Origin of the sequence: Bacillus sp. MAG717A (genome assembly GCF_036884855.1) — a bacterium.
Taxonomy (GTDB): Bacteria; Bacillota; Bacilli; order Bacillales; family Bacillaceae; genus Bacillus; species Bacillus safensis.
The window spans coordinates 2,849,865-2,875,289 of sequence record NZ_CP145733.1; the positions used below are offsets into that span (position 1 = coordinate 2,849,865).

The 25,425-nt window shown below is 40.8% G+C and carries 30 protein-coding genes; 23 read left to right on the top strand and 7 right to left on the bottom strand.

Annotation, left to right across the window (positions count from 1 at the left end; translation table 11 throughout):
- Positions 1–72 precede the first annotated feature (72 nt).
- Together V6Z54_RS14680 and V6Z54_RS14685 are read left to right on the top strand one after the other, a co-directional pair.
- Positions 73–1,392, top strand: coding sequence for a DEAD/DEAH box helicase (locus tag V6Z54_RS14680; protein WP_024423009.1), 1,320 nt, complete (start codon positions 73–75; stop codon positions 1,390–1,392).
- 9 nt (positions 1,393–1,401) lie between these two features.
- Positions 1,402–2,295, top strand: coding sequence for a deoxyribonuclease IV (locus V6Z54_RS14685; RefSeq protein ID WP_039180018.1), 894 nt, complete (start codon positions 1,402–1,404; stop codon positions 2,293–2,295).
- A 48-nt stretch (positions 2,296–2,343) separates the two neighbouring features.
- Here the strand turns inward: V6Z54_RS14685 and V6Z54_RS14690 are convergent, their stop codons facing one another.
- Positions 2,344–2,598 (bottom strand): DUF2624 domain-containing protein, encoded by a 255-nt coding sequence (locus V6Z54_RS14690; RefSeq protein WP_024423008.1) that lies wholly within the window; start codon positions 2,596–2,598, stop codon positions 2,344–2,346.
- Between the two features lie 140 nt (positions 2,599–2,738).
- Here V6Z54_RS14690 and V6Z54_RS14695 point away from each other — a divergent pair, with 140 nt between their 5' ends.
- From V6Z54_RS14695 to V6Z54_RS14715, 5 genes are all read left to right on the top strand, one after another.
- Positions 2,739–3,620, top strand: a complete 882-nt coding sequence (locus tag V6Z54_RS14695) for a YitT family protein (RefSeq protein WP_024427967.1) — start codon at positions 2,739–2,741, stop codon at positions 3,618–3,620.
- Positions 3,621–3,755: 135 nt separating this feature from the next.
- A complete protein-coding gene (locus V6Z54_RS14700) occupies positions 3,756–4,532 on the top strand; it encodes a metal ABC transporter ATP-binding protein (protein ID WP_041086224.1) in 777 nt (258 codons plus the stop codon).
- Complete coding sequence (locus V6Z54_RS14705) at positions 4,532–5,392, top strand: metal ABC transporter permease (RefSeq protein ID WP_041086222.1); 861 nt, start codon at positions 4,532–4,534, stop codon at positions 5,390–5,392. Before V6Z54_RS14700 ends, V6Z54_RS14705 begins: the two co-directional genes overlap by 1 nt.
- Entirely contained in the window at positions 5,370–5,798 is a 429-nt protein-coding gene (locus V6Z54_RS14710) for a Fur family transcriptional regulator (protein WP_012010595.1), read from the top strand. The genes V6Z54_RS14705 and V6Z54_RS14710 overlap by 23 nt, the downstream gene beginning before the upstream one ends.
- 135 nt (positions 5,799–5,933) lie before the next feature.
- Positions 5,934–6,851 carry an ROK family protein gene (locus tag V6Z54_RS14715; protein ID WP_338527979.1) on the top strand — a complete coding sequence of 306 codons (918 nt, stop codon included), beginning with the start codon at positions 5,934–5,936 and terminating at the stop codon, positions 6,849–6,851.
- Positions 6,852–6,917: 66 nt separating this feature from the next.
- Here the strand turns inward: V6Z54_RS14715 and V6Z54_RS14720 are convergent, their stop codons facing one another.
- Positions 6,918–7,496, bottom strand: a complete 579-nt coding sequence (locus tag V6Z54_RS14720) for a nucleotidase (RefSeq protein WP_041086218.1) — start codon at positions 7,494–7,496, stop codon at positions 6,918–6,920.
- 139 nt (positions 7,497–7,635) lie between these two features.
- Between V6Z54_RS14720 and V6Z54_RS14725 the strand changes: the two genes are divergently transcribed.
- A complete protein-coding gene (locus V6Z54_RS14725; RefSeq protein WP_024423002.1) occupies positions 7,636–7,998 on the top strand; it encodes a DUF308 domain-containing protein in 363 nt (120 codons plus the stop codon).
- Positions 7,999–8,041: 43 nt separating this feature from the next.
- Here the strand turns inward: V6Z54_RS14725 and ispG are convergent, their stop codons facing one another.
- Both ispG and V6Z54_RS14735 read right to left on the bottom strand, forming a co-directional pair.
- Positions 8,042–9,157 (bottom strand): flavodoxin-dependent (E)-4-hydroxy-3-methylbut-2-enyl-diphosphate synthase, encoded by a 1,116-nt coding sequence (ispG, locus tag V6Z54_RS14730; protein WP_024423001.1) that lies wholly within the window; start codon positions 9,155–9,157, stop codon positions 8,042–8,044.
- A gap of 105 nt (positions 9,158–9,262) precedes the next feature.
- Entirely contained in the window at positions 9,263–9,565 is a 303-nt protein-coding gene (locus V6Z54_RS14735; RefSeq protein ID WP_073979113.1) for a hypothetical protein, read from the bottom strand.
- A 197-nt stretch (positions 9,566–9,762) separates the two neighbouring features.
- Here V6Z54_RS14735 and V6Z54_RS14740 point away from each other — a divergent pair, with 197 nt between their 5' ends.
- The gene (locus tag V6Z54_RS14740) at positions 9,763–10,308 is read left to right on the top strand and encodes a GNAT family protein (protein WP_041086214.1); all 546 of its coding nucleotides are present in this window, start codon (positions 9,763–9,765) and stop codon (positions 10,306–10,308) included.
- A 74-nt stretch (positions 10,309–10,382) separates the two neighbouring features.
- Here the strand turns inward: V6Z54_RS14740 and V6Z54_RS14745 are convergent, their stop codons facing one another.
- Positions 10,383–11,141 (bottom strand): DUF1189 domain-containing protein, encoded by a 759-nt coding sequence (locus V6Z54_RS14745; RefSeq protein ID WP_041086211.1) that lies wholly within the window; start codon positions 11,139–11,141, stop codon positions 10,383–10,385.
- 145 nt (positions 11,142–11,286) lie between these two features.
- Here V6Z54_RS14745 and V6Z54_RS14750 point away from each other — a divergent pair, with 145 nt between their 5' ends.
- The 9 genes from V6Z54_RS14750 to pstB (V6Z54_RS14790) all read left to right on the top strand — a co-directional run bounded on the left by V6Z54_RS14750 (position 11,287) and on the right by pstB (V6Z54_RS14790) (position 20,885).
- Complete coding sequence (locus V6Z54_RS14750; RefSeq protein WP_039180001.1) at positions 11,287–11,772, top strand: DUF456 domain-containing protein; 486 nt, start codon at positions 11,287–11,289, stop codon at positions 11,770–11,772.
- A gap of 182 nt (positions 11,773–11,954) precedes the next feature.
- Positions 11,955–12,563, top strand: coding sequence for a superoxide dismutase SodA (sodA, locus tag V6Z54_RS14755; RefSeq protein WP_007501264.1), 609 nt, complete (start codon positions 11,955–11,957; stop codon positions 12,561–12,563).
- Positions 12,564–12,684: 121 nt separating this feature from the next.
- Positions 12,685–13,971 carry an MFS transporter gene (locus tag V6Z54_RS14760; protein WP_041086207.1) on the top strand — a complete coding sequence of 429 codons (1,287 nt, stop codon included), beginning with the start codon at positions 12,685–12,687 and terminating at the stop codon, positions 13,969–13,971.
- A gap of 122 nt (positions 13,972–14,093) precedes the next feature.
- On the top strand, positions 14,094–16,229 hold the full coding sequence (locus V6Z54_RS14765; protein WP_041086850.1) for a penicillin-binding protein 2: 2,136 nt from the start codon (positions 14,094–14,096) through the stop codon (positions 16,227–16,229).
- A 214-nt stretch (positions 16,230–16,443) separates the two neighbouring features.
- Entirely contained in the window at positions 16,444–17,361 is a 918-nt protein-coding gene (locus tag V6Z54_RS14770; RefSeq protein WP_041086205.1) for a phosphate ABC transporter substrate-binding protein, read from the top strand.
- A gap of 79 nt (positions 17,362–17,440) precedes the next feature.
- The gene (gene pstC, locus V6Z54_RS14775; RefSeq protein ID WP_041086203.1) at positions 17,441–18,367 is read left to right on the top strand and encodes a phosphate ABC transporter permease subunit PstC; all 927 of its coding nucleotides are present in this window, start codon (positions 17,441–17,443) and stop codon (positions 18,365–18,367) included.
- Positions 18,367–19,251 carry a phosphate ABC transporter permease PstA gene (gene pstA, locus V6Z54_RS14780; RefSeq protein WP_041086201.1) on the top strand — a complete coding sequence of 295 codons (885 nt, stop codon included), beginning with the start codon at positions 18,367–18,369 and terminating at the stop codon, positions 19,249–19,251. Before pstC ends, pstA begins: the two co-directional genes overlap by 1 nt.
- Positions 19,252–19,283: 32 nt before the next feature.
- A complete protein-coding gene (gene pstB, locus V6Z54_RS14785) occupies positions 19,284–20,087 on the top strand; it encodes a phosphate ABC transporter ATP-binding protein PstB (protein WP_170825867.1) in 804 nt (267 codons plus the stop codon).
- A 15-nt stretch (positions 20,088–20,102) separates the two neighbouring features.
- On the top strand, positions 20,103–20,885 hold the full coding sequence (gene pstB / locus V6Z54_RS14790; protein ID WP_039179987.1) for a phosphate ABC transporter ATP-binding protein PstB: 783 nt from the start codon (positions 20,103–20,105) through the stop codon (positions 20,883–20,885).
- A gap of 41 nt (positions 20,886–20,926) precedes the next feature.
- Here pstB (V6Z54_RS14790) and V6Z54_RS14795 read toward each other — a convergent pair whose 3' ends face one another.
- Both V6Z54_RS14795 and V6Z54_RS14800 read right to left on the bottom strand, forming a co-directional pair.
- Entirely contained in the window at positions 20,927–21,427 is a 501-nt protein-coding gene (locus V6Z54_RS14795; protein ID WP_024422990.1) for an endolytic transglycosylase MltG, read from the bottom strand.
- Positions 21,424–21,771, bottom strand: coding sequence for a hypothetical protein (locus tag V6Z54_RS14800; protein ID WP_024422989.1), 348 nt, complete (start codon positions 21,769–21,771; stop codon positions 21,424–21,426). The genes V6Z54_RS14795 and V6Z54_RS14800 overlap by 4 nt, the downstream gene beginning before the upstream one ends.
- A gap of 413 nt (positions 21,772–22,184) precedes the next feature.
- On the opposite strand from V6Z54_RS14800, the gene rpmG reads away from it, so the two are divergent.
- From rpmG to V6Z54_RS14825, 5 genes are all read left to right on the top strand, one after another.
- Entirely contained in the window at positions 22,185–22,334 is a 150-nt protein-coding gene (gene rpmG / locus V6Z54_RS14805; protein WP_008360061.1) for a 50S ribosomal protein L33, read from the top strand.
- A 48-nt stretch (positions 22,335–22,382) separates the two neighbouring features.
- Positions 22,383–22,943 (top strand): 5-formyltetrahydrofolate cyclo-ligase, encoded by a 561-nt coding sequence (locus V6Z54_RS14810; protein ID WP_338527449.1) that lies wholly within the window; start codon positions 22,383–22,385, stop codon positions 22,941–22,943.
- Positions 22,944–23,074: 131 nt separating this feature from the next.
- Positions 23,075–23,536: a hypothetical protein gene (locus V6Z54_RS14815; RefSeq protein WP_338527450.1), complete on the top strand. Its 462-nt coding sequence runs from the start codon at positions 23,075–23,077 to the stop codon at positions 23,534–23,536.
- Between the two features lie 85 nt (positions 23,537–23,621).
- Positions 23,622–23,795 carry a hypothetical protein gene (locus tag V6Z54_RS14820; RefSeq protein ID WP_162473402.1) on the top strand — a complete coding sequence of 58 codons (174 nt, stop codon included), beginning with the start codon at positions 23,622–23,624 and terminating at the stop codon, positions 23,793–23,795.
- Positions 23,796–23,881: 86 nt separating this feature from the next.
- Positions 23,882–25,420, top strand: coding sequence for a rhomboid family intramembrane serine protease (locus V6Z54_RS14825; protein ID WP_338527451.1), 1,539 nt, complete (start codon positions 23,882–23,884; stop codon positions 25,418–25,420).
- The last annotated feature ends 5 nt before the right edge of the window (positions 25,421–25,425 follow it).

Sequence of the window (25,425 nt, forward strand, 5' to 3'; positions counted from 1 at the left end):
CATGGTTTTTTTACTGAAAATCAGCTATAATGAGGAGATGAGCAAAAAGGCATTGCCTTAAGGAGTGAAAACATGAAAGAAACAAAATTTACGACATATGAATTAAAGCCTTTTATTATAGATGCTATTCATGAACTAGGCTTTTATGAGCCGACTGATATTCAAAAAAGAATCATCCCTGCTGTTTTAAAAGGAGAAAGCGTGATTGGCCAGTCACAAACAGGAACAGGAAAAACTCATGCGTACTTACTGCCGCTGATTCATTCAATTGATCCAAGCAAAGAGCAGGTACAAGTCGTGATTACTGCGCCTACAAGAGAATTAGCCAATCAAATTTTCAAAGAAGCTCAAACGATTTTAAAGAATGCTTCTCCAGAAGAAGAGATCAAAGCAAAGCTTTACATTGGCGGAACGGACAAGCAAAAATCAATTCAAAAGCTAAAAAACCAGCCGCATTTGGTTGTCGGCACACCTGGACGTATTGCTGATCTCATTCATGAGCAGGCGCTGAATGTTTACAAAGCGACCTCTCTTGTCATTGATGAAGCGGATTTAATGCTTGATATGGGATTTTTAGAAGATGTAGACCGTATTGGTGCACAAATGCCAGAACAGCTGCAAATGCTTGTGTTCTCTGCAACCATCCCAGAAAAACTAAAGCCTTTCCTGAAAAAATATATGGACAATCCAAAGTATGCGCATGTTGAACCAAGACGGATTACAGCAGAAAACATTCAGCATATTTTAGTTCCTTCTAAACAGCGTGATAAATTAAAATTGCTCCATGAAATGGTGACGAATGTACAGCCATATTTAGGGATCATTTTTGCCAATACAAAAACAACTGTTGATGAAATCGCATCGTTCCTACAAGAAAAAGGAATGAAAATCGGTGTGCTTCATGGCGGATTAACGCCGCGCGAACGTAAAAAAGTCATGAAACAAATTGAAGATTTGGAGTTCACTTATATTGTGGCATCTGATCTTGCAGCACGCGGAATTGACATTAAAGGCGTCAGCCACGTGATTAACTATGAACTTCCATCTGATCTTGATTTTTATGTTCACCGCGTTGGAAGAACAGCTCGTGCTGGTTCATCTGGAATTGCCATGACCATTTATGAACTGGCTGATGAGGATGCACTCATTCAAATTGAGAAAATGGGCGTTGTGTTTGAAAACAAAACCATTGTTCATGGCGAATGGCGAGATGCAGATGACCGTCTGAAGCGTCAAAGACGTAAAAAAGCACCAAATGAAATTGAAGAAAAAGCAAAACGTCTTGTGAGAAAACCGAAAGCCGTCAAACCTGGATATAAAAAGAAAATGACACGTGAGATGGATAAAATCAAAAGACAGGAACGTAGAAAGTCAAAGCGTAATGGAAAGTAGGGGGAAACATTGTTAAAGATTGGTTCACATGTATCCATGAGCGGAAAACATATGCTTCTTGCAGCGAGTGAAGAAGCTGCCTCTTATGGTTCAAATACGTTTATGATTTATACAGGTGCACCGCAAAATACGCGCCGCAAAAAAATCGAAGACCTCAATATTGAAGCTGGACAAGCGCATATGAAAGAGCACGGCATGACAGATATCGTCGTACATGCTCCGTATATTATCAATATTGGAAACACAGTGAATCCCGCGACATTTGAGCTTGGGGTAGACTTCCTTCGCTCTGAGATCGAGCGTACGGAAGCGCTAGGTGCAAGGCAAATTGTCCTTCACCCAGGTGCGCATGTTGGAGCAGGGGCAGAAGCAGGGATTCAAAAAATCATTGAAGGTTTAAACGAAGTCATTGTGAAAGGTCAAGAGGTTCAAATTGCACTTGAAACAATGGCAGGAAAAGGATCAGAGTGCGGAAGAAGCTTTGAAGAGCTTGCCCAAATTATCGACGGCGTGACACATAACGAAGCTCTTTCTGTCTGCTTTGATACGTGTCACACGCACGATGCTGGTTACCCGATTGTGAGTGACTTTGATGGTGTATTAGAAGAATTTGATCGAATCGTCGGTATTGATCGAATCAAAGTTCTTCATATTAATGATAGTAAAAACGTACAAGGCGCAAGAAAAGACCGACATGAAAATATCGGTTTTGGTGAAATTGGTTTCGATGCACTGAACTATATTGTGCATCATCCACAGCTTCAAGATGTGCCGAAAATTCTAGAAACGCCTTATGTAGGTGAAGATAAAAAGAACAAAAAACCACCTTACAAATTCGAAATTGCGATGCTGAAAGAAAAGCAATTTGATGAAGGCTTACTAGATAAAATTACGGGTCAGTAAAAAAGGATGCAACATGTTGAGGTGCCGCTAAATGCGGCCCTTTTTTGCTTAACTTGTAAACTGGTTAAACAAATCATTCACAGTCTGTGCTGTCTGTTTAGAAGTAATCGCTTCCACTTGCTTAAGAAGCCGGTTACGCTCTGAGTCATTAAAAATATTGATGTTTTTGCCGTTCATGAGTTTGGCAACCTCAGCAGCTTGATGAGACGTTAAACTGACACCATACTGTTTCGCATACCTTAACAGATCATTTGCTGTGATCTGATTGAGCCGCTGCAGGACAATTTTTTGAATTAAAATCAATTCCATTCCTCCCCTCTGTAACAATGTATGGGCGAAAACGGAAAATGTGCAAAAAATTTTATTTTATTCTGTGAAATGATAAAATAGTAAAGTGGATAAAATGTTCATTGGAAATTTAACTTGTGTAGAAGGGAGAACGTATGGCAAATAGTAAACAGCATAGAAAGGAATCAGTGCCTCATTTTATTTTGAGAATTTTTCTGATTCTAGTAGGAGCTGCATGTGCAGCAGTCAGCATTGAATTATTTTTAGTGCCAAACAATATTATTGATGGGGGCATCATCGGCATTTCGCTTATTTTGGATTATCTCTTTACAGATAACCCGTTTATTAATTTTGCGACGATTGTTGTCATTTTAAATATTCCATTTATGATATCAGGATACAAGCATATTGGGAAAACCTTTTTGATTTCCACTGTGATTGGGATTGTCAGCTTAGCCGTGATTGAATCTTCACTTCATCATGTGGAGGCATTTACAACACAGCCGATTTTAGCCACTGTATTTGGTGGGCTATTACTTGGATTTGGTGTTGGACTTGTCATCCGTAATGGAGGTTCAATGGATGGAACAGAGATCTTGGGAATTCTTCTGACGAAAAAAATTCCTTTCTCCGTCGGTGAGTTTGTCATGATCGTCAATGTGTTCATTTTTATTTGGGCGGGCTTTGTTTTCGGACCAGAGCAGGCTATGTATTCTGTCATGACATATTATTTGGCAATGAAAACAATTGATGCTGTCATTCAAGGGCTTGATGAAACAAAAGCTGTGATTATCGTATCAGATTATTATGATGAAATTTCAGATGCGATTCTGCATCGACTCGGCAGGGGAACGACAAAGCTGAGAGGAAAAGGCGGCTATACAGATGAAGAAAAAGATGTCATCTACGCCGTTGTCACAAGGCTAGAAATTACAAAGCTGAAATCCATCGTATTTGAAATTGATGACCAAGCATTTATCACGATTATGGATACGCATGAAACAAAAGGCGGTAAGTTCAAAACAGCCATTCATTAGCTTTTATTTTACTTTTTTATCTTTCTTTTATATAATGAAATGTATGTATGGACAGAGAAAATGGCAAAAGCCATTTTCTTTTTGTTGTATAAATCGTAATCATTCTTTTTATATTGATTAAAGGTGGAAAGATTCATGGCAAAGCCAATTATTGAAATGAAGGACATTTCGTACTCATATGGACAGCGAAATGTCATTGATCACATTCATTTAACAGTAGAGGAAGGAAACTTTCTAGCACTTGTTGGACCGAATGGTTCTGGTAAAACAACTTTATTAAAATGCCTGCTTGGGCTCATTAAACCGCAGCAAGGTGAACTAAAGCTATTTGGCACGCCTGTTTCAAAATTTAGAGACTGGGATCAAATTGGATTTGTTTCTCAAAAGGCGAATAGCTTCAATACGGGTTTCCCTGCTTCTGTATATGAGGTCGTCGCAAGCGGATTGACTGCGAAAATTGGTTTATTTAAACGAATGAGCAAGCAGGATAAATGGCAAGTGGAAGATGCCATTCGCTCAGTCGGTATACAAGATTTAAAGCATCAAAACATCGGGGAGCTTTCTGGAGGGCAGCAGCAGCGCGCATTTATTGCCCGTGCGCTTGTCAGTCAGCCAAAGCTGCTCATTTTGGATGAGCCCACAGTTGGGGTAGACCAGCGGACAGTAGAAGGCTTTTATCAGCTGCTCGAAACATTGAACAAAGAAAGAGGAATGTCTTTAATTCTCGTCACACACGACGTTGGCACCGTTTCCGATAAAGTCACCCATGTGGCTTGTTTAAATCAGACACTGCATTTCCACGGGGATGCGGAAGCGTTTGATTCAATGGATGATCAGGCGCTATCCCAATTTTACGGGCATGACATTCAAGTGATTCATCACGACCATCACCATCATGGGGGACATGAATAATGCTATTTCCATTTTTTCATTATGAATTTTTACAAAATGCGTTTATCGCAGGGTTACTGATTGGTTTTATTGCGCCCTTACTTGGTGTATTTATTGTCGTAAGAAGGCTCTCGCTTATTGCAGATGCCCTCAGTCACGTATCACTTGCCGGTATTGCCGCAAGTCTATTTCTTGATAAAAAGTTTGGCCTTTTGACAGGGGTAAGCCCGCTGTACTTAGGGATGGCTTTTTCTGTTGCTGGTTCATTGTTTATTGAACGCCTGCGCTCCGTGTATAAACATTATCAGGAACTTGCCATTCCCATTATTTTATCAGGGGGAATTGGGATCTCCGTCATCTTCATTTCACTAGCGAATGGCTTTAATACAGATTTGTTTAGTTATTTATTCGGAAGTGTCAGTGCGGTGTCAAGACTCGATCTTTGGATTATTGTAGGGATCTCACTCGTTGTTGTGTTAGTTGTTGTGCTTTTATATAAAGAATTGTTTTTGCTTTCTTTTGATGAAGAGCATGCAAAGGCTTCTGGTATTTCAGCAAAATGGATTCATTTTATTTTTATCTTAGTCGTCGCACTTGTGATTGCGGCATCGATGCGTATCGTCGGTACACTGCTTGTGTCGGCGCTCATGACGCTTCCTGTTGCGGCAAGTATCCGCATAGCCAAAGGATTCAAACAGGCGATTTTCCTTTCGATCTTGTTTGGTGAATTGTCTGTATTAGCCGGACTGATCTTGAGCTATTATCTTGATTTAGCGCCAGGCGGAACGATTGTGATACTGTCCATCTTGATTTTAATCGGGTGTATTAGTATCGGGAAATTCAGAAGGGGGAATCAACATGAACGTACAAGAAGCGCTTGATTTATTAAAGGAAAAAGGCTACAAATATACAAGCAAACGTGAAGATATGCTTCAATTGTTTTCTGATTCTGATAAATACTTGACCGCTAAAAATGTGCTAACGGCACTGAGTGAAGACTATCCCGGACTCAGCTTTGATACGATTTATCGAAACTTGTCACTATATGAAGACCTTGGAATATTAGAAACAACGGAATTGTCAGGGGAGAAACTATTTCGTTTTAAATGTTCATTTTCTCATCATCACCATCATTTTATTTGTCTTGCATGCGGTAAAACAAAGGAGATCGATGCCTGTCCTATGGACAAGCTTGATGCCGATCTAGAGGATTATCATATTAGCGGACATAAATTTGAAATATACGGAACTTGTCCTTCTTGTGAACCGAAGGAAGTTCACTCATGAAAAAGCCAGCCATGGAGCTGGCTTTTTTGTTTTGTCTTTTGAAAACGTTTTACAAAGGGAGGGTGTTTCATTAAAATGAGATCAAGGTACTACAACGTGCAATTTGAGTCTTTTGGAGTAAAGGGAGGGTTAAAAGTGGCCTATTACGTCGTGTTTGATGTAGGCGGGACGAGAACGAAACATGGATTAATGGATCAGGATGGAAAGCTGGTCTCTAGCGGTAACTATCAGACGAACTGCCGGCAGCTTGAACCGTTTTTAGAAGCCATGGCGGATGTGGTTAGGGAATATCAAAGGATGACGGACGTCAGCGGTATCGCCATCAGTCTTCCTGGCTTTGTGGATAGTGAATCAGGTTATACAGAATTTGCAGGCGCCATCATCGCCTTAAATGGTCAAAATGTAAAAACACTTTTAGAAGAGAAAATGTCTCTTCGTGTAGAAGTGGAAAATGATGCGAACTGTGCAGCTCTTGCAGAAAAATATAGCGGTCATGCGAAAGATTGTGACAGCTTTATTTGTATGACAATTGGCACGGGTGTCGGCGGGGGTATTTTTGCTAATGGTCAGCTTGTGCGCGGTGCATCCTTCCGTGGTGGTGAATTTGGCATGATGCTGACAGAGACGGAAAATGGCCAGTTTACAACTCTTAACAGCAGCGCTTCAACGGCTGGATTAATTCGGAGCTATAAGGAAAAGCAAGGAATTCCGCAAAGTACTCAAATAGACGGTCAAGAAATTTTTGAAAAGGCGAAGCATGATCCGGCCATTGAGAAGCTGGTGGATCAATGGTACAAGCGAATAGCCATTGGCGTTTACAATGTAGCGACTGTTCTTAACCCAGAGAAAATCCTCATCGGCGGAGGCGTAAGTGCAAGACCAGATTTATTACAAAACATTGAAAAACATTTATATACACTGCATGCGTGGAAGAACATTCAGGTGAAGCTGGAAACTTGCTACTACTTGAATCAGGCAGGAATGAAGGGGGCACTGTACCATTTTCTCATGAAAGAAGGGCAGCTTGCTCCGTCAAAAAAGCCGATACATTAAATGTATCGGCTTCAGCGTGTAGACAAATCCTCGTGTTTGTTCCGCTTCGGTGCTCGCTCAGTTACATTAATAAGCAGTTTGCAGACGCTGCTCGTATTGTTGGATCCATTGAGATGCCTCCTGCCAGTTGTTTACACGTATAATTCTGTCGTCGATTGGCATCTGGTTATAAGGGGAGTTAAAAAGGATAACTGGGATGTCAGCCTCTTTTGCAATCATTGTGGCATTGCCATGATGGTCCTCAAAAAATACATCAATCTTGTGCTTTTGAACGGCTTCCAGCTTATGATGACCGCCAACGAGCTCAATGCCATCATAGTGAACGTGGTGTTCTTGAAACCATTTGTAGGTGATATCTGCATGCTGCTGCCTTCTTGCTGTAATATAAATCAGCCTATGCTGCTGCTTCAATTGATCGAGGATCACTTTTGCACCCTCAGCAGGCTTTGCCTGTTTATAAATAAGAGGCTCATGCTCATTCATCCAGCCCCAAAACTCTTCTTGAGAAATCTTCAAAAGCTTCGTCAAATCATACTCTGTCATATCATCTAGTGTCATGGCACATTTGAACGACTCATTTAAGTAGGGAACAAAGGTATCCTGCGCCGTCACTGTACCATCAATATCAATTCCTAAACGTAACATGCCCACACTCCTCATTTTTATACTCTTAAAGTGTAACATAATCAATTCACAATTCCAGCAAGTTTTAGCAAACATGAAACAGACATTTTTGCTCATACTAAAAAAGCTCCTTTCTATTAACCAAAAGGGGGAATTGATCATGGAAAGAGACGAGGATTTCAGAAGAAATGATCGTGAAATCGACACACACTTTAGTAATGATGATGGCTATTTAGAGGAAACAGCTGCTGAAATTGCAGAGCCATATCAAGCTTCAAGAGATCGAGAAGATAGACGAGGACGTGACCAAGCAGGTGACGATTCAGGCAGTAAAGGGATAGGCTATACAGCACTCGCGATTGCGATTATCTCATTATTTGTCTTGCCGGTGCTATTAGGGGTAGCGGCAATCGTCGTTGGTTATATTGCACGAAGAAAAGGAGCACATGCGCTTGGCGCGTGGTCAATTGGGATCGGAATTGTTTCCGTCATCCTAGGCATATTTATCACCCCGTTCTTTTAACAAGAACAGAAAAACGCCTGACTATGACGTCAGGCGTTTTTTGTTAAGCATTCGCTTGTTTTTCTTTTTCAGCTTCCATTTTCGCATAATGTTCTTCGGCGATTTTATCGATTTCTTTTTTCAGTTCTTCGACCATTGTTTCTTCAGGTACTTTACGAACAATTTCACCTTTACGGAACAATAAGCCTTCGCCTCTAGCACCTGCGATTCCGATGTCCGCTTCACGCGCTTCACCTGGACCGTTTACAGCGCAGCCGAGAACAGCTACTTTAATCGGTGCTTTGATTTTAGAAATATATTCTTCGACTTCATTTGCAATGCTGATAAGGTCAATTTCAATTCGTCCACAAGTTGGGCAGGAGATCAGTGTTGCTGCATTTGATGCAAGACCAAATGATTTCAACAATTCACGTGCTACTTTTACTTCCTCAACTGGGTCCGCACTTAATGAGATTCGGAGTGTGTTCCCAATCCCCATATTCAAAATAGCTCCTAGTCCAGCTGCACTTTTGACTGTACCTGCAAATAACGTACCTGATTCTGTAATCCCAAGGTGAAGAGGATAATCAAAGGCTTTAGCCGCTTTTTCGTATGCCTCAATTGCAAGGTTTACATCAGATGCTTTCATACTGACGATGATGTCATGAAAGTCGAGGTCTTCTAGAATTTTAATGTGATGCAGTGCACTTTCGACCATACCATCTGCAGTTGGGTAGCCGTATTTATCAAGAATCTTTTTCTCTAATGAACCAGCGTTTACCCCAATACGAATTGGAATGCCTTTTTCTTTTGCTGCTTTGACAACAGCTTCAACTTTTTCTCTTCTTCCAATGTTTCCTGGATTGATTCGGATTTTGTCTGCGCCTGCTTCAATCGCTTTCAGTGCAAGTTTGTAGTCAAAATGAATATCCACAACAAGCGGGATGTTAATTTGTTTTTTAATGTCCGCAATTGCATTTGCTGCACGTTCATCTGGACATGCGACACGCACGATTTGACAGCCTGCTTCTTCTAAACGTTTAATTTCAGCGACTGTCGCTTCGACATCATGTGTTTTGGTTGTTGCCATACTTTGAATGACAACCTCATTATTTCCACCTATAGTTAAAGGTCCCACTTTGACGGGACGCGTTTTAGTACGATGTGTGACTTCACTCACTTGTCAATCGCTCCTTAGTGTACAAGCAATTCTTTGCCGTGTACGTCGTGTTTTACAGTTCATATTGTAACAGTCTCTTTGTATGAATGACAAGGAATTAACGTTTTATCTCTTATAGACAGGAAACTTATATGTGCTGCCTGCTCTGATTTCGTTCGCTTTAACACCTTGATTCAGCTCCTCGAAATCTTTAATGACATCATCAAGTGGCTTGCTTGTATGTACGATGGAGAGGACCGTTTCACCTTGTTTTACCGTGACGTTCTTATATTTCTTTTTCTCAGCTGTTTGAAGGGCACTTGCTGGAACGGCTGGATTTTCTTCAACAGGAATGGTTCCATTTTTTAAATCAAAAAAGATAATAAAGAGGACAAACAAACTGATTAGTAAAAAAAGAATTCGCCGCATTTTACTCACCGCTTTTAAGAGTTTACTTCAGTCTATGCATGTCCTGAAATGATAGAACCAAAAAGAGGAGAAAAGCTGGAAAGGATGGTTCTAGTTAGTTCTAGTATGTCTTGTAATAAAACTGCTTGGGTCGTTTGTGTAAATAGAAGAGCAATCTCATATGACGATTATGATAAAATAAAAAAGGGGGAGATTTAATGAAGAAAGTTAGTCAGCATATATATGTGAGAACACTAACAGAAAATGATGCAGAATCACTGTTAACATTAGAGCTTGAGAATCGCTCATATTTTCAGGAATTTACACCTTTGATCAAAGATGATTTCTTCACGTTACCTCGTCAAATTGAACGAATTCAGCGGAGTAGGCAAAGAAGTGCACAAGATGAATCTTATATGCATGGTATTTTCTTAAATGAAACAGGTGCTTTAATTGGGACGATTTCATTAAGTTCTGTCGTAAGAGGTCCGATAGAAGGAGCTTGGCTCGGGTATGTACTCGATCAAAGGCAGGGCGGAAAAGGGTATATGACAGAAGCCATTCGTTTAATCATTGACTATGCCTTTTTTGAGTTGAATCTCCATCGAATTGAGGCTGGAGTAAAGCCGAGTAACAAGGGTTCCATTCGTGTGCTTGAAAAGACAGGTTTTGAGAATGAGGGACTAAATCGTAAAAAAGTAAAGATTAATGGAGTGTGGGAGGATCATTATTTATTTGCGATCATCCATCCAGATGAGTCCTAGCGCATGAACATACATAAAAAGCTCCTCCGAGACGGGGGAGCTTTCATCGTGTAGACAAATCCTTGTTGGATGGATCATTTGCTTTTTTTTGCAGGTATTTCTTTTACAACAAGATATAAAAAGATAAAGTTAATGACCCAATTTAATAAAAATGAGTTTGCAACAGGCGTGTTTAATGCACTCATGATGGCGAAAAAGACCGTTGTTAATGTGAGTGAATAAGCGGAGAGCTTCCAAAGCATTTGGAAAGACAGCTCTTTTTGCTGCATTCGTTTAATAAATGTACCAAGCATCGCAAGGAATGTTGCGCTAATAAACATGAGAGCCGCAGTTGATAAATATAGCAGTACACAGATGACAGGGATAATAATCGCTTGGTTCTGATTTGTGACGCGAGCGAGTTCATCTTTTGTCAGAGTTCCACCAAGGAGCTGGTATGGAATATCTGTCATTTGTCCATCAATGGCAATCACTGCTTTTTCCTTTAATAAAGCGATGGCCGTTTGCTTTGATTCAAGTTCACTTGCTTTTATTTTTTCAGCAGGATCAAAGATGATCGTAATGCCGTTTTCTTCTTTTTCTATTGGTGCACTTTGATCCGATTGAAGCTTTCCCTTTTCAATTGAAAAGTCGGGTAAATCTTTTTTGATCACGTGCTGAAATCCTGACATCGCATTTGAGATTTCTTGGCTCATATGATACCCCTGAGGAACTGCTGCGATAATCGAGAGGATAAAAATGAATAAAATCGCTTTACCGATTCCTGTAAATCTTGCTTTAGCAATATCTTTCGGTGAATAAATTCCTTTTAACAATAGATTAAATACGTTCAATACCCATTCACTTCCTACATTCTTTTCTATTTCTCATATTGTATCAATGTCTATCCATCAAGTACAAGTATGGCCCTCATCACTGGTTAAGATAGAAGGAATGAGGCATAATGTATACAGCATATAAAAAGGAGGCGGTAGGGTCTTGGACGTGCTTTATTGGATACTGATTGGCTGTGCATTTATCATTGCGTTTGTTGGACTGGTTTATCCAATTATTCCGAGCGTGGTCTTTATGGTACTCGGATTTATTCTATATGGTTTCTTCTTTAGCTTCGAGCCGCTTACACTGACGTTCTGGCTCATTCAAGCCATGTTTACTGCCGTCTTATTTGCGGCAGATTATGTCTCAAACCTTATTGGGGTCAAGCGCTTTGGCGGCAGCAAGGCGGCTATTTGGGGAAGCACCATTGGGTTATTGGCTGGTCCTTTTGTGATCCCCATTGCAGGAATTATTATTGGTCCATTTCTCGGGAGTGTCATTGCAGAGCTCCTTGTTCATCAGAAAGATTTGAAGACGAGTGTGAAAGTCGGATTAGGCTCATTAATTGGATTTGTATCAGGTGTTTTTGCAAAAGGATTGATTCAGGCGCTGATGCTGGGCATCTTTTTATTTTATGTCCTTCGCTAAGTTAAAAAAGGGTGTTTAAAACTTTATCTAAAGGGCTAAATACAAAATAAACACTGAAATGTTCCAGAACATGAGCAATAACGTTGAAACAAGCTGTTTCTTTTGATACTCTTTGAGTAGGGTGAATTGCTGACTTACAAAGGAAGCATTTCAGTACATACATTTTAAGGAGGAAATTAACCATGGCTTTTAAACTTCCAGAATTACCATATGCTTACGATGCATTAGAACCACATATCGACAAGGAAACAATGACGATTCACCACACAAAACACCACAACACATATGTAACAAACTTAAACAAAGCAATCGAAGGTGTATCAGCTCTTGAAGATCAATCAATTGAAGAGCTAGTGGCTAACTTAAACTCAGTGCCTGAAAACATTCGTACAGCTGTACGTAACAATGGCGGAGGACATGCGAACCACTCATTATTCTGGACGCTTCTTTCACCAAACGGTGGCGGCGCACCAACTGGTGAACTTGCAGATGCAATCGAAAAAGAATTAGGCGGATTTGAAAAATTCAAATCTGATTTCGCTGCAGCAGCTGCAGGACGCTTTGGTTCTGGTTGGGCTTGGCTTGTTGTGAACAATGGAAAACTTGAAATCACAAGCACGCCAAACCAAGATTCTCCTTTAACTGAAGGAAAAACGCCAATTCTAGGACTAGACGTTTGGGAGCATGCTTACTACCTAAACTACCAAAACCGTCGTCCTGATTACATTTCAGCATTCTGGAATGTTGTGAACTGGGATGAAGTAGCTCGCCTTTACAGCGAAGCAAAATAATGATTTGATTCTAAAAGACCTGCTTTCAAGAGAAGCAGGTCTTTTTATATTTTCCCTCCTTTTTTTACATATCTGCCTTTTGATGAGACAGACTATTGTGTAGAAAAGGAGAATGAATGGTATGAGCAGATTAAAGAAAATGTTCGGGGACATGGATGTTACAAGAGATTTATTGCTCCTCCTCACGATTGGCGGGTTATACGCACTTGCCATTGCGCTTTCTAATACGTTTGTAAATGTGTACTTATGGAAACAGTCTGGGAAATTCACGGATCTTGCGATTTATAACTTGGCCATTGTGGTGCTTCAGCCCATTACGTTTTTATTTGCTGGCCGGCTCGCTAAAAAAATAGACCGGGCGTTTGTCCTTCGTTTCGGTGTCATCTTTTTAGCCGCTTTTTATTTAATTGTCTTAATGGCAGGAGAACAAGCGGCCGCACGGCTTGTTTTATTGGGAAGTGTCCTTGGGATCGGCTATGGTTTTTACTGGCTTGCTTTTAACGTACTCACCTTTGAGATCACCGAGCCTGAAACAAGAGACTTCTTTAATGGGTTTCTCGGGGTACTTACTTCAACTGCCGGCATGATCGGTCCGCTTATTGCAGGTATTGTCATTTCTCAGTTAACGGATGATACAGGCTACACAGTCATTTTCACGTTATCGCTTTTTTTGTTTTCATTAGCTGTTGTGATGAGCTTTTTCCTCAAAAGAAGGCAATCAAAAGGCAAATTTATCATCAAACAAATTTGGAAAGAGCGTCATTCAGATGAGAATTGGCGCAGGATTACAACAGCTCACTTTTTTCAAGGGCTTCGTGAAGGGGTCTTTGTCTTCTTAATCAGTGTCTTCGTGTTTATTGCAACAAACAGTGAGCTTGCTCTCGGGACGTTTGGTTTAGTGAATTCAGGTGTAGCCTTTTTTGCTTATTTCTTCGCAACACGTTTGATTAAGAAAAAGTGGCGGAAGAAGGCGATTATGCTTGGCGGGCTGATTTTATACGGCGCCTTATTTTTAATCATCTTTCACTTGTCCTATGTATCACTTCTTATGTATGCAGTAGCCATTGCGATAGGATATCCGCTCCTGCTTGTTCCTTATGTATCCTTAACATATGATGTCATCGGCCATGCAAGGTACGCCAGAAAGGCCCGAATTGAATATATTGTGGTCAGAGAGCTATTTTTAAATGCCGGCCGTATTTGTTCGATCGTTTTGTTCCTGTTGTCTGTTACCTTACTAGGTGATGAGCTCGGAATCCCAGCATCACTTGTTGTGCTCGGGGCGGGACATACCCTCATTTATTATTTTGTAAAAGATATTCATTTGAAAGAAAAAACAGCTGATATGAAAGAGGCTGACGGTCAAAAGCCAGTTTCTCACACGAACCTTATTAAGGGAGAAAGGTAAAATTTCTTGCCAATGGAACATCAAATTTCTAGATAAATGATAGAAAAACCGCTAAAATGATGATGGCACCTTTTAAACACAAAAAGGGGTGCCATTTCTTTCTTGATAGAAAAGGTGATGTGATGAGAAACAAGAAAAACAAAAAAGACGCGAAGGAAGGGCGCAAAACACTTCCGATCCGGCTGAATTTATTATTTTTAGCTGCGTTTATTATTTTTACCGGTGTTGTCGTTAGACTCGGGTTTGTGCAAATTGTCAATGGAGAAGATTATAAAAAGCAGGCAGAAAAACAAGAGGATGTGAATGTCAGCTCATCTGCTCCGCGCGGAAAGATTTACGATCGAAACTACAATACGATTGTCAGCAATAAAGCGCTAAATGCCATTACATATACGAGAACCTCGACGACTTCACAAGAAGAGCGGCTCAAAGTGGCATCAAAATTAGCGGATATGATTCATGTGAGTACGAAAAAAATCACAGATCGTGACAAAAAAGATTTCTGGATCTTAACGCATCCGAATGAAGCGAAAAAGCTTGTTCAAAAGGAATCAGAATTAAAGGGTGACGATAAGGTCTCTGATGATAAACTATATGAGCTTCAGCTAAAACGCATAACAGACAAGGAATTAAATCAACTGACGAAAAAAGATTTACAAGTGCTTGCCATTAAAAGGCAGATGGATGCAGGCTATGCACTTACGCCTCAATTTATTAAAAATGAAGATGTAAAGCCAAGCGAAATTGCTTACGTTTCTGAGCATTTGGACGAGCTGCCAGGTGTTGATGTAACGACAGACTGGTCACGCAGCTATCCGTATAAAGGACTGCTCCGCAGTATGCTTGGCAGTGTGTCTTCGAGTGATGAAGGTCTTCCGCAGTCACTTCTTGAGCATTATCTATCACTCGGCTACAGCCGAAATGACCGTGTAGGAAAAAGCTATCTCGAATATCAATATGAAGATGTCCTGCAGGGCCAAAAGGAAAAAGAACAGAGTACAACTGATAAACAGGGCAATGTCACAAGCTCTAAAGTGTTAACAGAAGGTAAGAGCGGGAAAGACCTTGTGCTGACAATTGACATTCAGCTGCAAAAAGCGGTTGAAAAAATTATTGAAAAGAACTTGAGAAGTGCGAAACAAAGAGGGGGAACTGAGCTTCTTGACCGCGCATTTGTTGTCATGATGGACCCGAGAAATGGAGAGGTTCTCTCTGTTGCGGGTAAGCAGATTTCAAACAAAAACGGAAAATACAAGTTCGATGACTACTCATTAGGAACGATGACATCCTCATATGCGATGGGATCAGCTGTAAAAGGGGCAACGGTACTGACCGGATATAAAACAGGCGCTATTCATATTGGAAGTACCCAATACGATGAACCGCTCTATATCGCCCAGTCACCGCCAAAGAAATCCTATCAAAATATGGGACTCATTAATGATTTAACAGCATTAGAGCGTTCATCAAACGTGTATATGTTCAAAACAGCGATCGCCATTGGGAAAAGCGAATATCGTAAGAATCAGCCGCTCCCAATTGATCCGAAAGCATTTGATACGTTCCGCTACAATTTCAGTAAATTTGGTCTTGGCGTCAAAACTGGTATTGACCTGCCAAACGAGGCAACGGGCTACAGAGGAACGTCTACACAATCAGGTCTCTTACTTGACTATGCGATTGGACAGTATGATACGTTTACACCGCTGCAAATGGCGCAATACGTTTCAACCATTGCAAATGGCGGGTATCGTTTGCGTCCGCAGCTTGTCAAAGAAGTGAGAGAGCCAGATCCGCAGCGCGGCATTGGAGCTGTGACAGAATCCGTCAAACCGGATGTATTGAATAAGCTAGACATGACAAGTGATCAAATCAAGCGTGTCCAGCAAGGCTTCAAGCTTGTCATGCAGAACCCAAGAGGGACAGCCTATTCAAACTTTGGCAACAAAAAGTATAATCCAGCTGGCAAAACAGGGACCGCTCAATCATTCTATGACGGTCCAATTAAAAGCAAGCGCGGTACACCGACATATAACACAACTCTTGTAGCATACGCGCCTGCTGATAATCCTGAAGTGGCCATTTCCGTTGTCGTGCCATGGGTGTATCAAGACTACAACCAGCGCTATCCAATTACAAACGATATTGGGGAACAAGTATTAGACAAGTACTTTGAACTGAAATCAAAACAGGAAAGCAATGATACACAGGCAAAAAACAAAAACAAAATTGAAAATGAAGCAGAAACAAATAACTAGACCTTTCATAGGTAAAAACGCTCACTTTTTGTGGGCGTTTTTTTACGTTTTCTTCAAAAATTCCGATATAAATTGACAAAATTCATAAAAAACGCCGCAATTTCTCTACAAAACTTCGACATTTACAAAACCTTAACATTCCATTTAAACGAAATTAATAAAGAACCTTTAATGTATTACTCGTAGGACAAATTATTCAGGGGGTATTCTTGAAATGAAAAAGAACAAATTATGGCTGCTTACTTTCCTTACTATCGCATTGTTAGCATTCGTCACAGCATGCGGAAACAGCAGCTCAAGCGGAGATTCAAAAGACAGTAAAGGAAATGCTTCAAACAAAGATGAGGCATCAGGTTCCATTACCATCTCAGGATCATCTGCGATGCAGCCTTTAGTTCTTGCGGCAGCAGAAAAATTCATGGATAAACATCCAAAAGCCGATATTCAAGTACAAGCCGGCGGTTCTGGAGCAGGACTTTCTCAAGTATCAGAAGGATCTGTACAAATTGGGAACTCAGATGTATTTGCTGAAGAGAAAGACGGAATCGACGCAAAAGCTTTAAAAGACCACAAAGTAGCAGTTGTTGGAATGGCCGCAGCTGTAAACCCTGAAGTGGGTGTCAAAGACATCACAAAGGACGAATTGAAAAAAATCTTCACTGGTAAAATCAAAAACTGGAAAGAGCTTGGCGGGAAAGACCAAAAAATCACGCTTGTCAACAGACCTGATTCTTCAGGAACTCGTGCAACATTTGTGAAATATGCACTTGATGGCGCAACACCTGCAGAAGGTATTACAGAAGAATCTTCAAATAATGTGCAAAAAATCATTGCAGAAACACCAGGTGCAATTGGATACCTAGCATTTTCTTATTTAAAGGAAGATAAAATTACACCGCTTAGCATTGATGGTGTGAAACCGGAAGAAAGCAATGTAGAAAGCGGTAAATATACAATTTGGGCATACGAGCACTCTTATACAAAAGGTGAGCCGGAAGGTCTAGCAAAACAATTCTTAGATTACCTTATGAGTGACGAAGTACAAAAAGAAATCGTCAAAGATCAAGGCTACATCTCAGTCTCTAATATGAAAGTAGAAAGAGACGCAGCAGGTAAACAATCAGATAAGTAAGAGGTCTTGAATTGCTGATGAAGGAAAAGTGGAGCATTTCACTTTTCCTTTTATGACATTCATAGGAGTGTAGAAAAAAATGAAGCAGATAGAACATACAGAAGCGAGCGATCGGCTGATTAGCTCGAAGAAAAATAGGCAAATGGATGAAGTAAGAGGAAGTATTTTGGTGAGATTCTGCGCATTCTTAATGATTGCAGTATCCATCGCCATTACCATCTTCCTTGGCATTAAGGGTTTACAATCTTTCATCGTAAATGGTGTAAGCCCAATTGAGTTCTTAACCAGTATCAATTGGAACCCAACAGCAGAAAACCCGGAGTATGGTGCATTTCCATTTATCTTTGGATCGATCGCCGTCACGCTTCTATCGGCACTTATTGCAGCGCCGCTAGGCATCGCAGGAGCGATCTTTATGACAGAAATTGCACCTGCATGGGGCCGGAAAATTCTCCAGCCAGTCATTGAATTGCTTGTAGGGATTCCATCCGTTGTTTACGGATTCATAGGTCTTACAGTATTGGTGCCGTTTATTGGACAATTCAAGTCAAGCGGCTCAGGGCACAGTTTGTTAGCGGGAACGATCGTTCTGTCTATTATGATTTTGCCAACCGTTACATCTATTGCAACTGATGCAATGGCTTCACTTCCAAAAAGCTTACGCGAAGGATCGTATGCACTTGGCGCAACAAGATGGCAAACGATCCGACGAGTTCTTGTGCCAGCAGCGTTCCCGACGTTAATGACAGCGGTTGTGCTTGGAATGGCAAGAGCATTTGGGGAGGCCCTTGCCGTTCAAATGGTCATTGGAAACACACGTAATTTACCAGAGAGCATTATGGATACAGCTGGTACATTAACAACCATTATTACGTTAAACATGGGACACACAACGTATGGAAGTGTTGAAAACAATACACTTTGGTCAATGGGACTTGTCCTTCTAGTTGTATCATTTATGTTCATACTCATTATCAGATACTTGTCGTCTAGGAGGAAGATTTAATGAATAGCAAAATGACCGATCGTTTTGCCACGTTTGTTTTTGGATTATGTGCCGCCATTATTACGGCGATCCTAGTTGGTTTGTTTTCTTATATCATTTTCAACGGTGCAAAAGAATTAAACTTTGACTTTTTGACAACCCGCTCAAGTGCGATTGGCTCTGGCGGCGGCATTAGGGATCAGCTGTTTAACTCGTTTTACATTTTGTTTATTACAATGCTGATCACAGTACCACTTGGTGTCGGCGGCGGAGTGTACATGGCTGAATATGCGCCTCAAAACAAAGTCACTGATTTTATTCGCACATGTATTGAAGTGCTGTCTTCACTTCCTTCCATTGTCATTGGTATGTTTGGTTTACTCATGTTTGTCAATTTAACAGGATGGGGCTATACGATCATCGGAGGAGCTCTTGCGCTCACGGTGTTTAACCTGCCAGTGATGGTCAGGGTGACAGAGGACGCACTTCGCTCTGTACCGAAGGATCAAAAGGAAGCATCACTTGCCCTTGGTGTGACGAAATGGCATACAGTGAAGACGGTCCTGATTCCAGGTGCAATTCCTTCTATTATTACTGGTGCGATTTTAGCATCTGGAAGAGTCTTCGGGGAGGCAGCAGCGCTTCTTTTCACAGCAGGTCTCACCACACCGCGTCTTGATTTTACAAACTGGAGCCCATTTTCTGATACGTCACCGCTGAATATTTTTAGACCGGCAGAAACATTAGCGGTTCATATTTGGAGCGTCAATACACAAGGAATCATTCCAGATGCAGAGGCCATTGCAAATGGTGCCTCAGCCGTTCTTGTGCTTTCAGTTTTAGTATTCAACTTAGCAGCTAGATGGCTTGGTTCATTTATTCATAAGAAGCTTACGTCAAAATAATGTAAGAAAGGTGTGAAGGGGATATGGTTCAAATGCTAGCAGAAAAAAAAGAGATTGCAGCAAAAAAGGCTCCACTTCAAGCAGAACAGATTTTACAGGTACAGGATTTAAGCATTTATTATGGGGAAAAAAGAGCGGTCAATCACATTTCATTTGAAATTGAGAAGAACGCAATTACCGCATTAATCGGCCCATCTGGCTGCGGGAAATCAACCTTTTTACGCAGCATTAACCGCATGAACGACTTGATCCCAGGTGCGAGAAGTGAAGGGGCGATCATGTACGAAGGGCTCAATATTTTGGATGACCGCATTAACGTGGTCAATTTACGAAGAGAAATCGGCATGGTTTTCCAAAAACCAAATCCATTTCCTAAATCAATCTACAATAACATTACCCATGCGTTAAAGTATGCGGGTGAAAAAAGAAAATCAGTGCTTGATGATGCGGTAGAGGAAAGCTTAACAAAAGCGGCGCTTTGGGATGAGGTCAAAGATCGTCTGCACCGCTCAGCTTTGTCATTATCCGGCGGTCAGCAGCAGCGCCTTTGTATTGCCCGTACACTTGCGATGAAGCCTAGCGTTCTTTTATTAGATGAACCTGCTTCTGCCCTAGACCCGATCTCAAATGCAAAAATTGAAGAGTTATTATCAGAGTTGAAAAATGATTATTCGATCGTCATTGTGACACACAACATGCAGCAAGCGTTACGTGTATCTGATCATACGGCCTTTTTCCTAAACGGTGATCTAGTAGAATATGATGCCACTGAACGTATCTTTACACGTCCTGCGCAGCAAAAAACAGAAGACTATATCAATGGTCGATTTGGATAAGGCGGGTGGATTTTGATGAATGCAGTAGCAACTGAAACAGCAAAAAAAGAAGTGTTTCGTGTGAATGATATGAACCTTTGGTACGGACAACATCACGCACTGAAGCATATTGATTTAGACATAAGAGAGCATGAAGTCACAGCAATTATCGGTCCGTCCGGCTGCGGAAAGTCAACGTTTATCAAGACCTTAAATCTCATGGTCAAAACAGTCCCAGGTGTGAAAATTACCGGGGATATGATGTATAACGGTGACAATATTTTAAAAGGCCGCGTCGATCTCGTGGAACTGCGTAAAAACGTCGGCATGGTCTTTCAAAAAGGGAACCCATTCCCTCAATCTATCTTTGATAATGTCGTCTACGGGCCAAGAATTCACGGGGTGAAGAGCAAGCAGCAATTGAAAGAAATCGCTGAAAAAGCGCTTCGTGATGTTGCCCTTTGGGATGAAGTGAAAGATCGCTTAAGTGCGCCTGCATTAGGTCTTTCCGGCGGTCAGCAGCAGCGTCTTTGTATCGCAAGAGCTATTGCCACAAGCCCAGATATTTTATTAATGGATGAACCAACATCAGCGCTTGATCCTGTCTCCACATTAAAGATTGAAGAACTGATTATGAAATTAAAAGAGAAATACACGATTGCCATTGTAACGCATAACATGCAGCAAGCGGCCAGGGTATCAGATAGAACAGCCTTCTTTTTAATGGGTGAGCTTGTTGAGATCAATGATACGAATGTGATGTTCTCTGAGCCAAATGATCAAAGAACAAATGATTATATATCTGGTCGATTTGGATAACAAAACCCCCTGGAGGTCAGTGCCGCCAGGGGGTTTTACTGTTATTTTGTTAAGGCTTTGACGATTTGTTTGAACGTCATCCCTGTTTTTAAATTGAATTTGCCTGCACGAATTTCTTTATGGTAGCCGGCGTCAATCACGTAATCATTAAAATCTTTAGACGAGTTGATGATTCCGTCCTTTTCAAGCATGTCTGAAACATCACTTGTGCTCATCCCGTTTTTAATAACGAATTTGACCGATTTGCCTTTAGGCTTGTCTGATGTTTCTTTATCATTTTTAGAATCGCCGTCTTCATTTGCTTTCAGTGCTTTTTCTTTATAATCAAGAAGCTGCTGATATGTTTCACGGCTGACGGAGACTTCTTTTTTAGAGTCTAAATAGTTTTTCACATCAGTGTCTGTTACTTTCGCTGCGAGCGTTTCTTTTGTGGTTGTATCAGCCGCCGCTTCATCTTTTCCAGTGAGGAAAAAAACGATTGCCAGAACACCAGTTGCAAGAATCATACCTGCCGCAAACGTTTGGATGCTTTTTTTCGTCATACAAGCACCTTCTCGTTGTCTTTAATGATCATGTTGACCTCATCTACAGATACATGCTCAGCGCGCGCAATAGCCTCAGGAGACATGCCATTTTGATGCTTTGAAATGATTTGTCTTGCGATAGATGGATCAATTTCTGAATGTTTGCGGACGACAATGTTTGTTTCAAGCAATTCTTCTTCAAGAACCTTCATTTTCTTTTTCAGTTTATAGATTTCTTGCATTGCAGATAGTTGAAGTGTTTCAAGTTCCTGCTCGACTTCTTTAATCGGCTCTCTTTGAAAATATGAGAATGCGATCAGTACGATACTGACAACAAGCAATCCGATAATTGCAATTTCCATGTTTCATCACCTTTTATTCATATTTTAATGCTGAAAGCCATAAAAGGCTTTCATGATTGTTTCAGACAGTTTTCGACCCTTCTTTTTTATACCATAAAAAAGCTAGTTTCAAAAGGAATTGCTGAAAAAATCACCTTTTTTTCATCTTTTTTCTTTTTATATGAAAAACGAGTATGAAAATCTTGCTCGCTGTCAAAATAAAAGAGGGTTTCTCATGTATACAGTACGACAAAGATTGACGTTTTATAGGGGAGTAGGCCATTTTTCATGAAATGACCGTGCGATATAGATCAGAACGCAGTCGGATTGCACTGAAATTGAAATTGGTGAAAAAACATTCTAGCATTCCTAAGCTAGAAGTGGTATTATAGTTAGGTCTGAATGTGAATTGATTTTAGTTTGGAGGGAAAAACATGCGCGTAAATATTACTCTAGCTTGCACTGAATGCGGTGAGCGTAACTATATTACTAAAAAGAATAAGCGAAACAATCCAGATCGCGTTGAATTCAAAAAGTATTGCTCACGTGATAAAAAACAAACTTTACATCGTGAAACAAAGTAAGCAGCAGGGAATTTTCCTGCTGTTTTTTTATGATGGGAGATGATCTGTGTGAAAAAGGAACTTCGCCTTCAAACATTAGCCAAGCTGGACAAGATGAGTGCTGAGGAATTCAAGCGAAGCACCGCTTTACTTCATGAGCACTTGTTTCAGCTGTCAGCATGGAAAGAAGCAAATACGATTGCACTCACCATGTCTAGAGGAAAAGAGGTACCGACAATGCCTCTCATTGAAAAAGCCTGGCAGGAGGGAAAAACAGTATGTGTACCCACCTGTTTTCCGGAAACAAAAGAGATGACGTTTTATGAATATACACCGGAAACGAAAATGATATCCCACTACTTTGGGCTATTGGAGCCCGACCCTATGGCGTCGGCCGCTGCATCTAAAAAATCAATCGATTTGATCATTGTGCCTGGGGTGTGCTTTGATCGACAAGGCTACCGTATCGGATATGGAGGCGGCTATTATGACCGCTACTTAGCTGACTATCACGGCGAAACGCTTGCCCTTTGCTTGACAGTACAGCAAACCGAGCATATTCCGGCTGAAACGCACGACATCCCGGTCTCAATCATGGTCAGTGAGAAAGGTACCATATATTCAAAATAAAGTCCGCTGCTTATACGTATGAACGGGCTTTTTGTGTTGAGCGAAGGTCTTGTTTGTGATCAAAAGTCACATGAAAGATAGCGATCAACATTCTTCATTAAAAAGCATTTTAGCTGACGGGGGGACATGTTTTGAAAAAATTTCGTGGAAAGAAAAGATACTTCCGTAATATGTGGGAGGAAGTGAATACTCATCAATTAACGCTCGACCACGATTCGTGGTTCTCTTTTTCGCATACGCACCTTGATTTTTTTGGAGTCGGGGAAAATAGCTTAAAAATAAGAAGAGAGCATATTAAAGCTCATATCGCTTTATATCATAGGCTGCTAAAACAGCTTGAAGGCTTTGAAAAGCCATACCAAACTTGGATTTGTATTCACGAACATGACCCTGGTTTAGATGCTGTATATGTTCATACACCCAATCCATACGACAGTTACTTCCCGCACAAGGTGGAGGGGTTAGAGCGGAATTGTAAGCTGCCTCATACTTTCAAGGATTTAATCGACCTTCATCAATTTGACGTTTCTTATGATCAATCAGAGGGAGAGGTTTATTATATTCAATCAAAAGAACAAGGGATTAGATTGTGAAGGCCTGCTTTTAAGCGATAAAAATGTTGGTTCATGCATAAACAAATCCTATTTAAGCCACGATACGAACATAGGAGGGAATATGATGAATAAAATGATTTGGAGCATTGTGTTCACACTGTTTGCATTCGTTCTCGTGCAAAATCGTTATCGGCTCATGAATTTGATTTTAGGCCAAAATCAAGTACGTCACTTTTTGATTAAATGGCTGATGAAAATCCCATATTTTCGGACGAAATTTATTCGCCAAGCATTCTAATCCCGCAAATGCCGGGATTTTTTTGTTTTGAAATGCGGATCAGAACGATTCTTGCTATAATAATGTAAAAAATGGAGCGCGAATGTATGAATGTCATAGATAGTCTATTTTGGCGAGTTGTTGATGAACTAAGACAAAAAGGATACGAGATGATTCAAAGTCCGTACCCAGAAGATGAAATATTTTTTGAAGCACCACGAAACTCAGGCTATGATCTCATCCGTCTGTATAGAAAAGATGTGAATTTCAGACAGGAGATCGTTCGAGATATCGAGGAGCAAACATACCGGATCAATCAGCTGAGAGAAGCTATGCGTAAACGATCGCTTCATCTCTTGCAGCTGCAATTTACAACTGATGTCCCAGTAGATGATTGGGAAGACTTAAACGGTCAGCCGCAAAAAGAGAATAAGGTGACAGTTACTCCTGTGTTACTCAATGCAGACACGCTTCTAAACGATGTAAATGAACTGCAAAAATGGCTGAATACATCTCTTGCAGTTGATGTAGAAGAAGCGAAGAGAGACACAGCTGAGGATGCAATGCAGCTTAAAAGGAACGTGCTCCAGGCATTTGATGATCAGGAAAAACAGCGTGAACGAGAACGGGCCGTGTTTCAAAATGGCAGACCCATTTTCACCTACTTGCTGATCGCTGTCCAAGTGGTGATGTTTCTTTTACTTGAGCTATCTGGCGGAAGTACCAATACGGCAACTTTAACTGCATTTGGTGCTAAAAATAATGTGCTGATTTTAGAGGGTGAATGGTGGCGCCTGATAACACCAATGTTTTTACATATTGGCTTGACGCACTTACTCTTTAATACTTTTGCTCTTTGGTCCGTTGGAGCGGCTGTTGAGAGAATTTATGGGTCAGGAAGATTTTTGCTCATCTATTTGATTTCCGGCATTTTTGGCTCTATAGCGAGCTTTGTGTTTAATACGGCAATTGCAGCCGGAGCATCAGGCGCGATTTTTGGCTGTTTAGGGGCACTGTTATATTTAGCTATCTCAAACCGAAAGCTTTTCTTTCGGACGATGGGGACAAATATTATTGTCATTATTCTCATTAACCTAGGAATAGGCTTCACTGTATCAGGTATTGATAACGCAGGGCATCTTGGCGGCTTGGTTGGCGGCTTTTTCACGGCATTAGCTGTCCGTCTGCCTAAACAGACGCAGCCTGTCAAAATGCTTCTTGCGACTGCTGTTTTGCTCTTGATTGGCGGTCTTGGATTGTATACAGGATTTCATTCTGATAATCAAAAGGAAGCAGCGGCAACAAGTGAGGCAGCGAGTTTATTTGATGAGAAAAAGTATAGCGAAGCAAGTGAACGACTAGAGGAATACGTACACGAAAAAGATGCATCAGCTGAGGCACTTCATATTTATGCACTATCGGAAGCGCAGCAGGGCCGCCTTGATAAGGCCATTCAATTTTTACAAAAGTCGCTTGAAAAAGATCCAGATGAACCAAATAAACTGTATCATTTATCGTTGTTATTCGTAGAAAAAGGAGAGACAACGAAAGCAGAAGAACTATTAGAGAAAGCATTAAACCAGGATCCTCAAAATGATCAATTTTTAAAGCTGAAACAATATATCGAAAATAGTCAAACACGTTGAATGAC

Bases quoted from the DNA above. Each gene is read 5' to 3' on its own strand.
- V6Z54_RS14695 (WP_024427967.1), top strand. From the start codon at position 2,739: ATGGCAAATAGTAAACAGCATAGAAAGGAATCAGTGCCTCATTTTATT.
- sodA (WP_007501264.1), top strand. From the start codon at position 11,955: ATGGCTTTTAAACTTCCAGAATTACCATATGCTTACGATGCATTAGAA.
- pstB (WP_039179987.1), top strand. From the start codon at position 20,103: ATGAATGCAGTAGCAACTGAAACAGCAAAAAAAGAAGTGTTTCGTGTG.
- V6Z54_RS14765 (WP_041086850.1), top strand. From the start codon at position 14,094: ATGAGAAACAAGAAAAACAAAAAAGACGCGAAGGAAGGGCGCAAAACA.
- V6Z54_RS14820 (WP_162473402.1), top strand. From the start codon at position 23,622: ATGAATAAAATGATTTGGAGCATTGTGTTCACACTGTTTGCATTCGTT.
- pstA (WP_041086201.1), top strand. From the start codon at position 18,367: ATGAATAGCAAAATGACCGATCGTTTTGCCACGTTTGTTTTTGGATTA.
- V6Z54_RS14770 (WP_041086205.1), top strand. From the start codon at position 16,444: ATGAAAAAGAACAAATTATGGCTGCTTACTTTCCTTACTATCGCATTG.
- V6Z54_RS14760 (WP_041086207.1), top strand. From the start codon at position 12,685: ATGAGCAGATTAAAGAAAATGTTCGGGGACATGGATGTTACAAGAGAT.
- V6Z54_RS14720 (WP_041086218.1), bottom strand. From the start codon at position 7,496: ATGTTACGTTTAGGAATTGATATTGATGGTACAGTGACGGCGCAGGAT.
- V6Z54_RS14740 (WP_041086214.1), top strand. From the start codon at position 9,763: ATGAAGAAAGTTAGTCAGCATATATATGTGAGAACACTAACAGAAAAT.
- pstB (WP_170825867.1), top strand. From the start codon at position 19,284: ATGCTAGCAGAAAAAAAAGAGATTGCAGCAAAAAAGGCTCCACTTCAA.
- V6Z54_RS14725 (WP_024423002.1), top strand. From the start codon at position 7,636: ATGGAAAGAGACGAGGATTTCAGAAGAAATGATCGTGAAATCGACACA.
- V6Z54_RS14795 (WP_024422990.1), bottom strand. From the start codon at position 21,427: ATGACGAAAAAAAGCATCCAAACGTTTGCGGCAGGTATGATTCTTGCA.
- pstC (WP_041086203.1), top strand. From the start codon at position 17,441: ATGAAGCAGATAGAACATACAGAAGCGAGCGATCGGCTGATTAGCTCG.
- V6Z54_RS14825 (WP_338527451.1), top strand. From the start codon at position 23,882: ATGAATGTCATAGATAGTCTATTTTGGCGAGTTGTTGATGAACTAAGA.
- V6Z54_RS14700 (WP_041086224.1), top strand. From the start codon at position 3,756: ATGGCAAAGCCAATTATTGAAATGAAGGACATTTCGTACTCATATGGA.
- V6Z54_RS14680 (WP_024423009.1), top strand. From the start codon at position 73: ATGAAAGAAACAAAATTTACGACATATGAATTAAAGCCTTTTATTATA.
- V6Z54_RS14800 (WP_024422989.1), bottom strand. From the start codon at position 21,771: ATGGAAATTGCAATTATCGGATTGCTTGTTGTCAGTATCGTACTGATC.
- V6Z54_RS14735 (WP_073979113.1), bottom strand. From the start codon at position 9,565: ATGCGGCGAATTCTTTTTTTACTAATCAGTTTGTTTGTCCTCTTTATT.
- rpmG (WP_008360061.1), top strand. From the start codon at position 22,185: ATGCGCGTAAATATTACTCTAGCTTGCACTGAATGCGGTGAGCGTAAC.
- V6Z54_RS14705 (WP_041086222.1), top strand. From the start codon at position 4,532: ATGCTATTTCCATTTTTTCATTATGAATTTTTACAAAATGCGTTTATC.
- V6Z54_RS14710 (WP_012010595.1), top strand. From the start codon at position 5,370: ATGAACGTACAAGAAGCGCTTGATTTATTAAAGGAAAAAGGCTACAAA.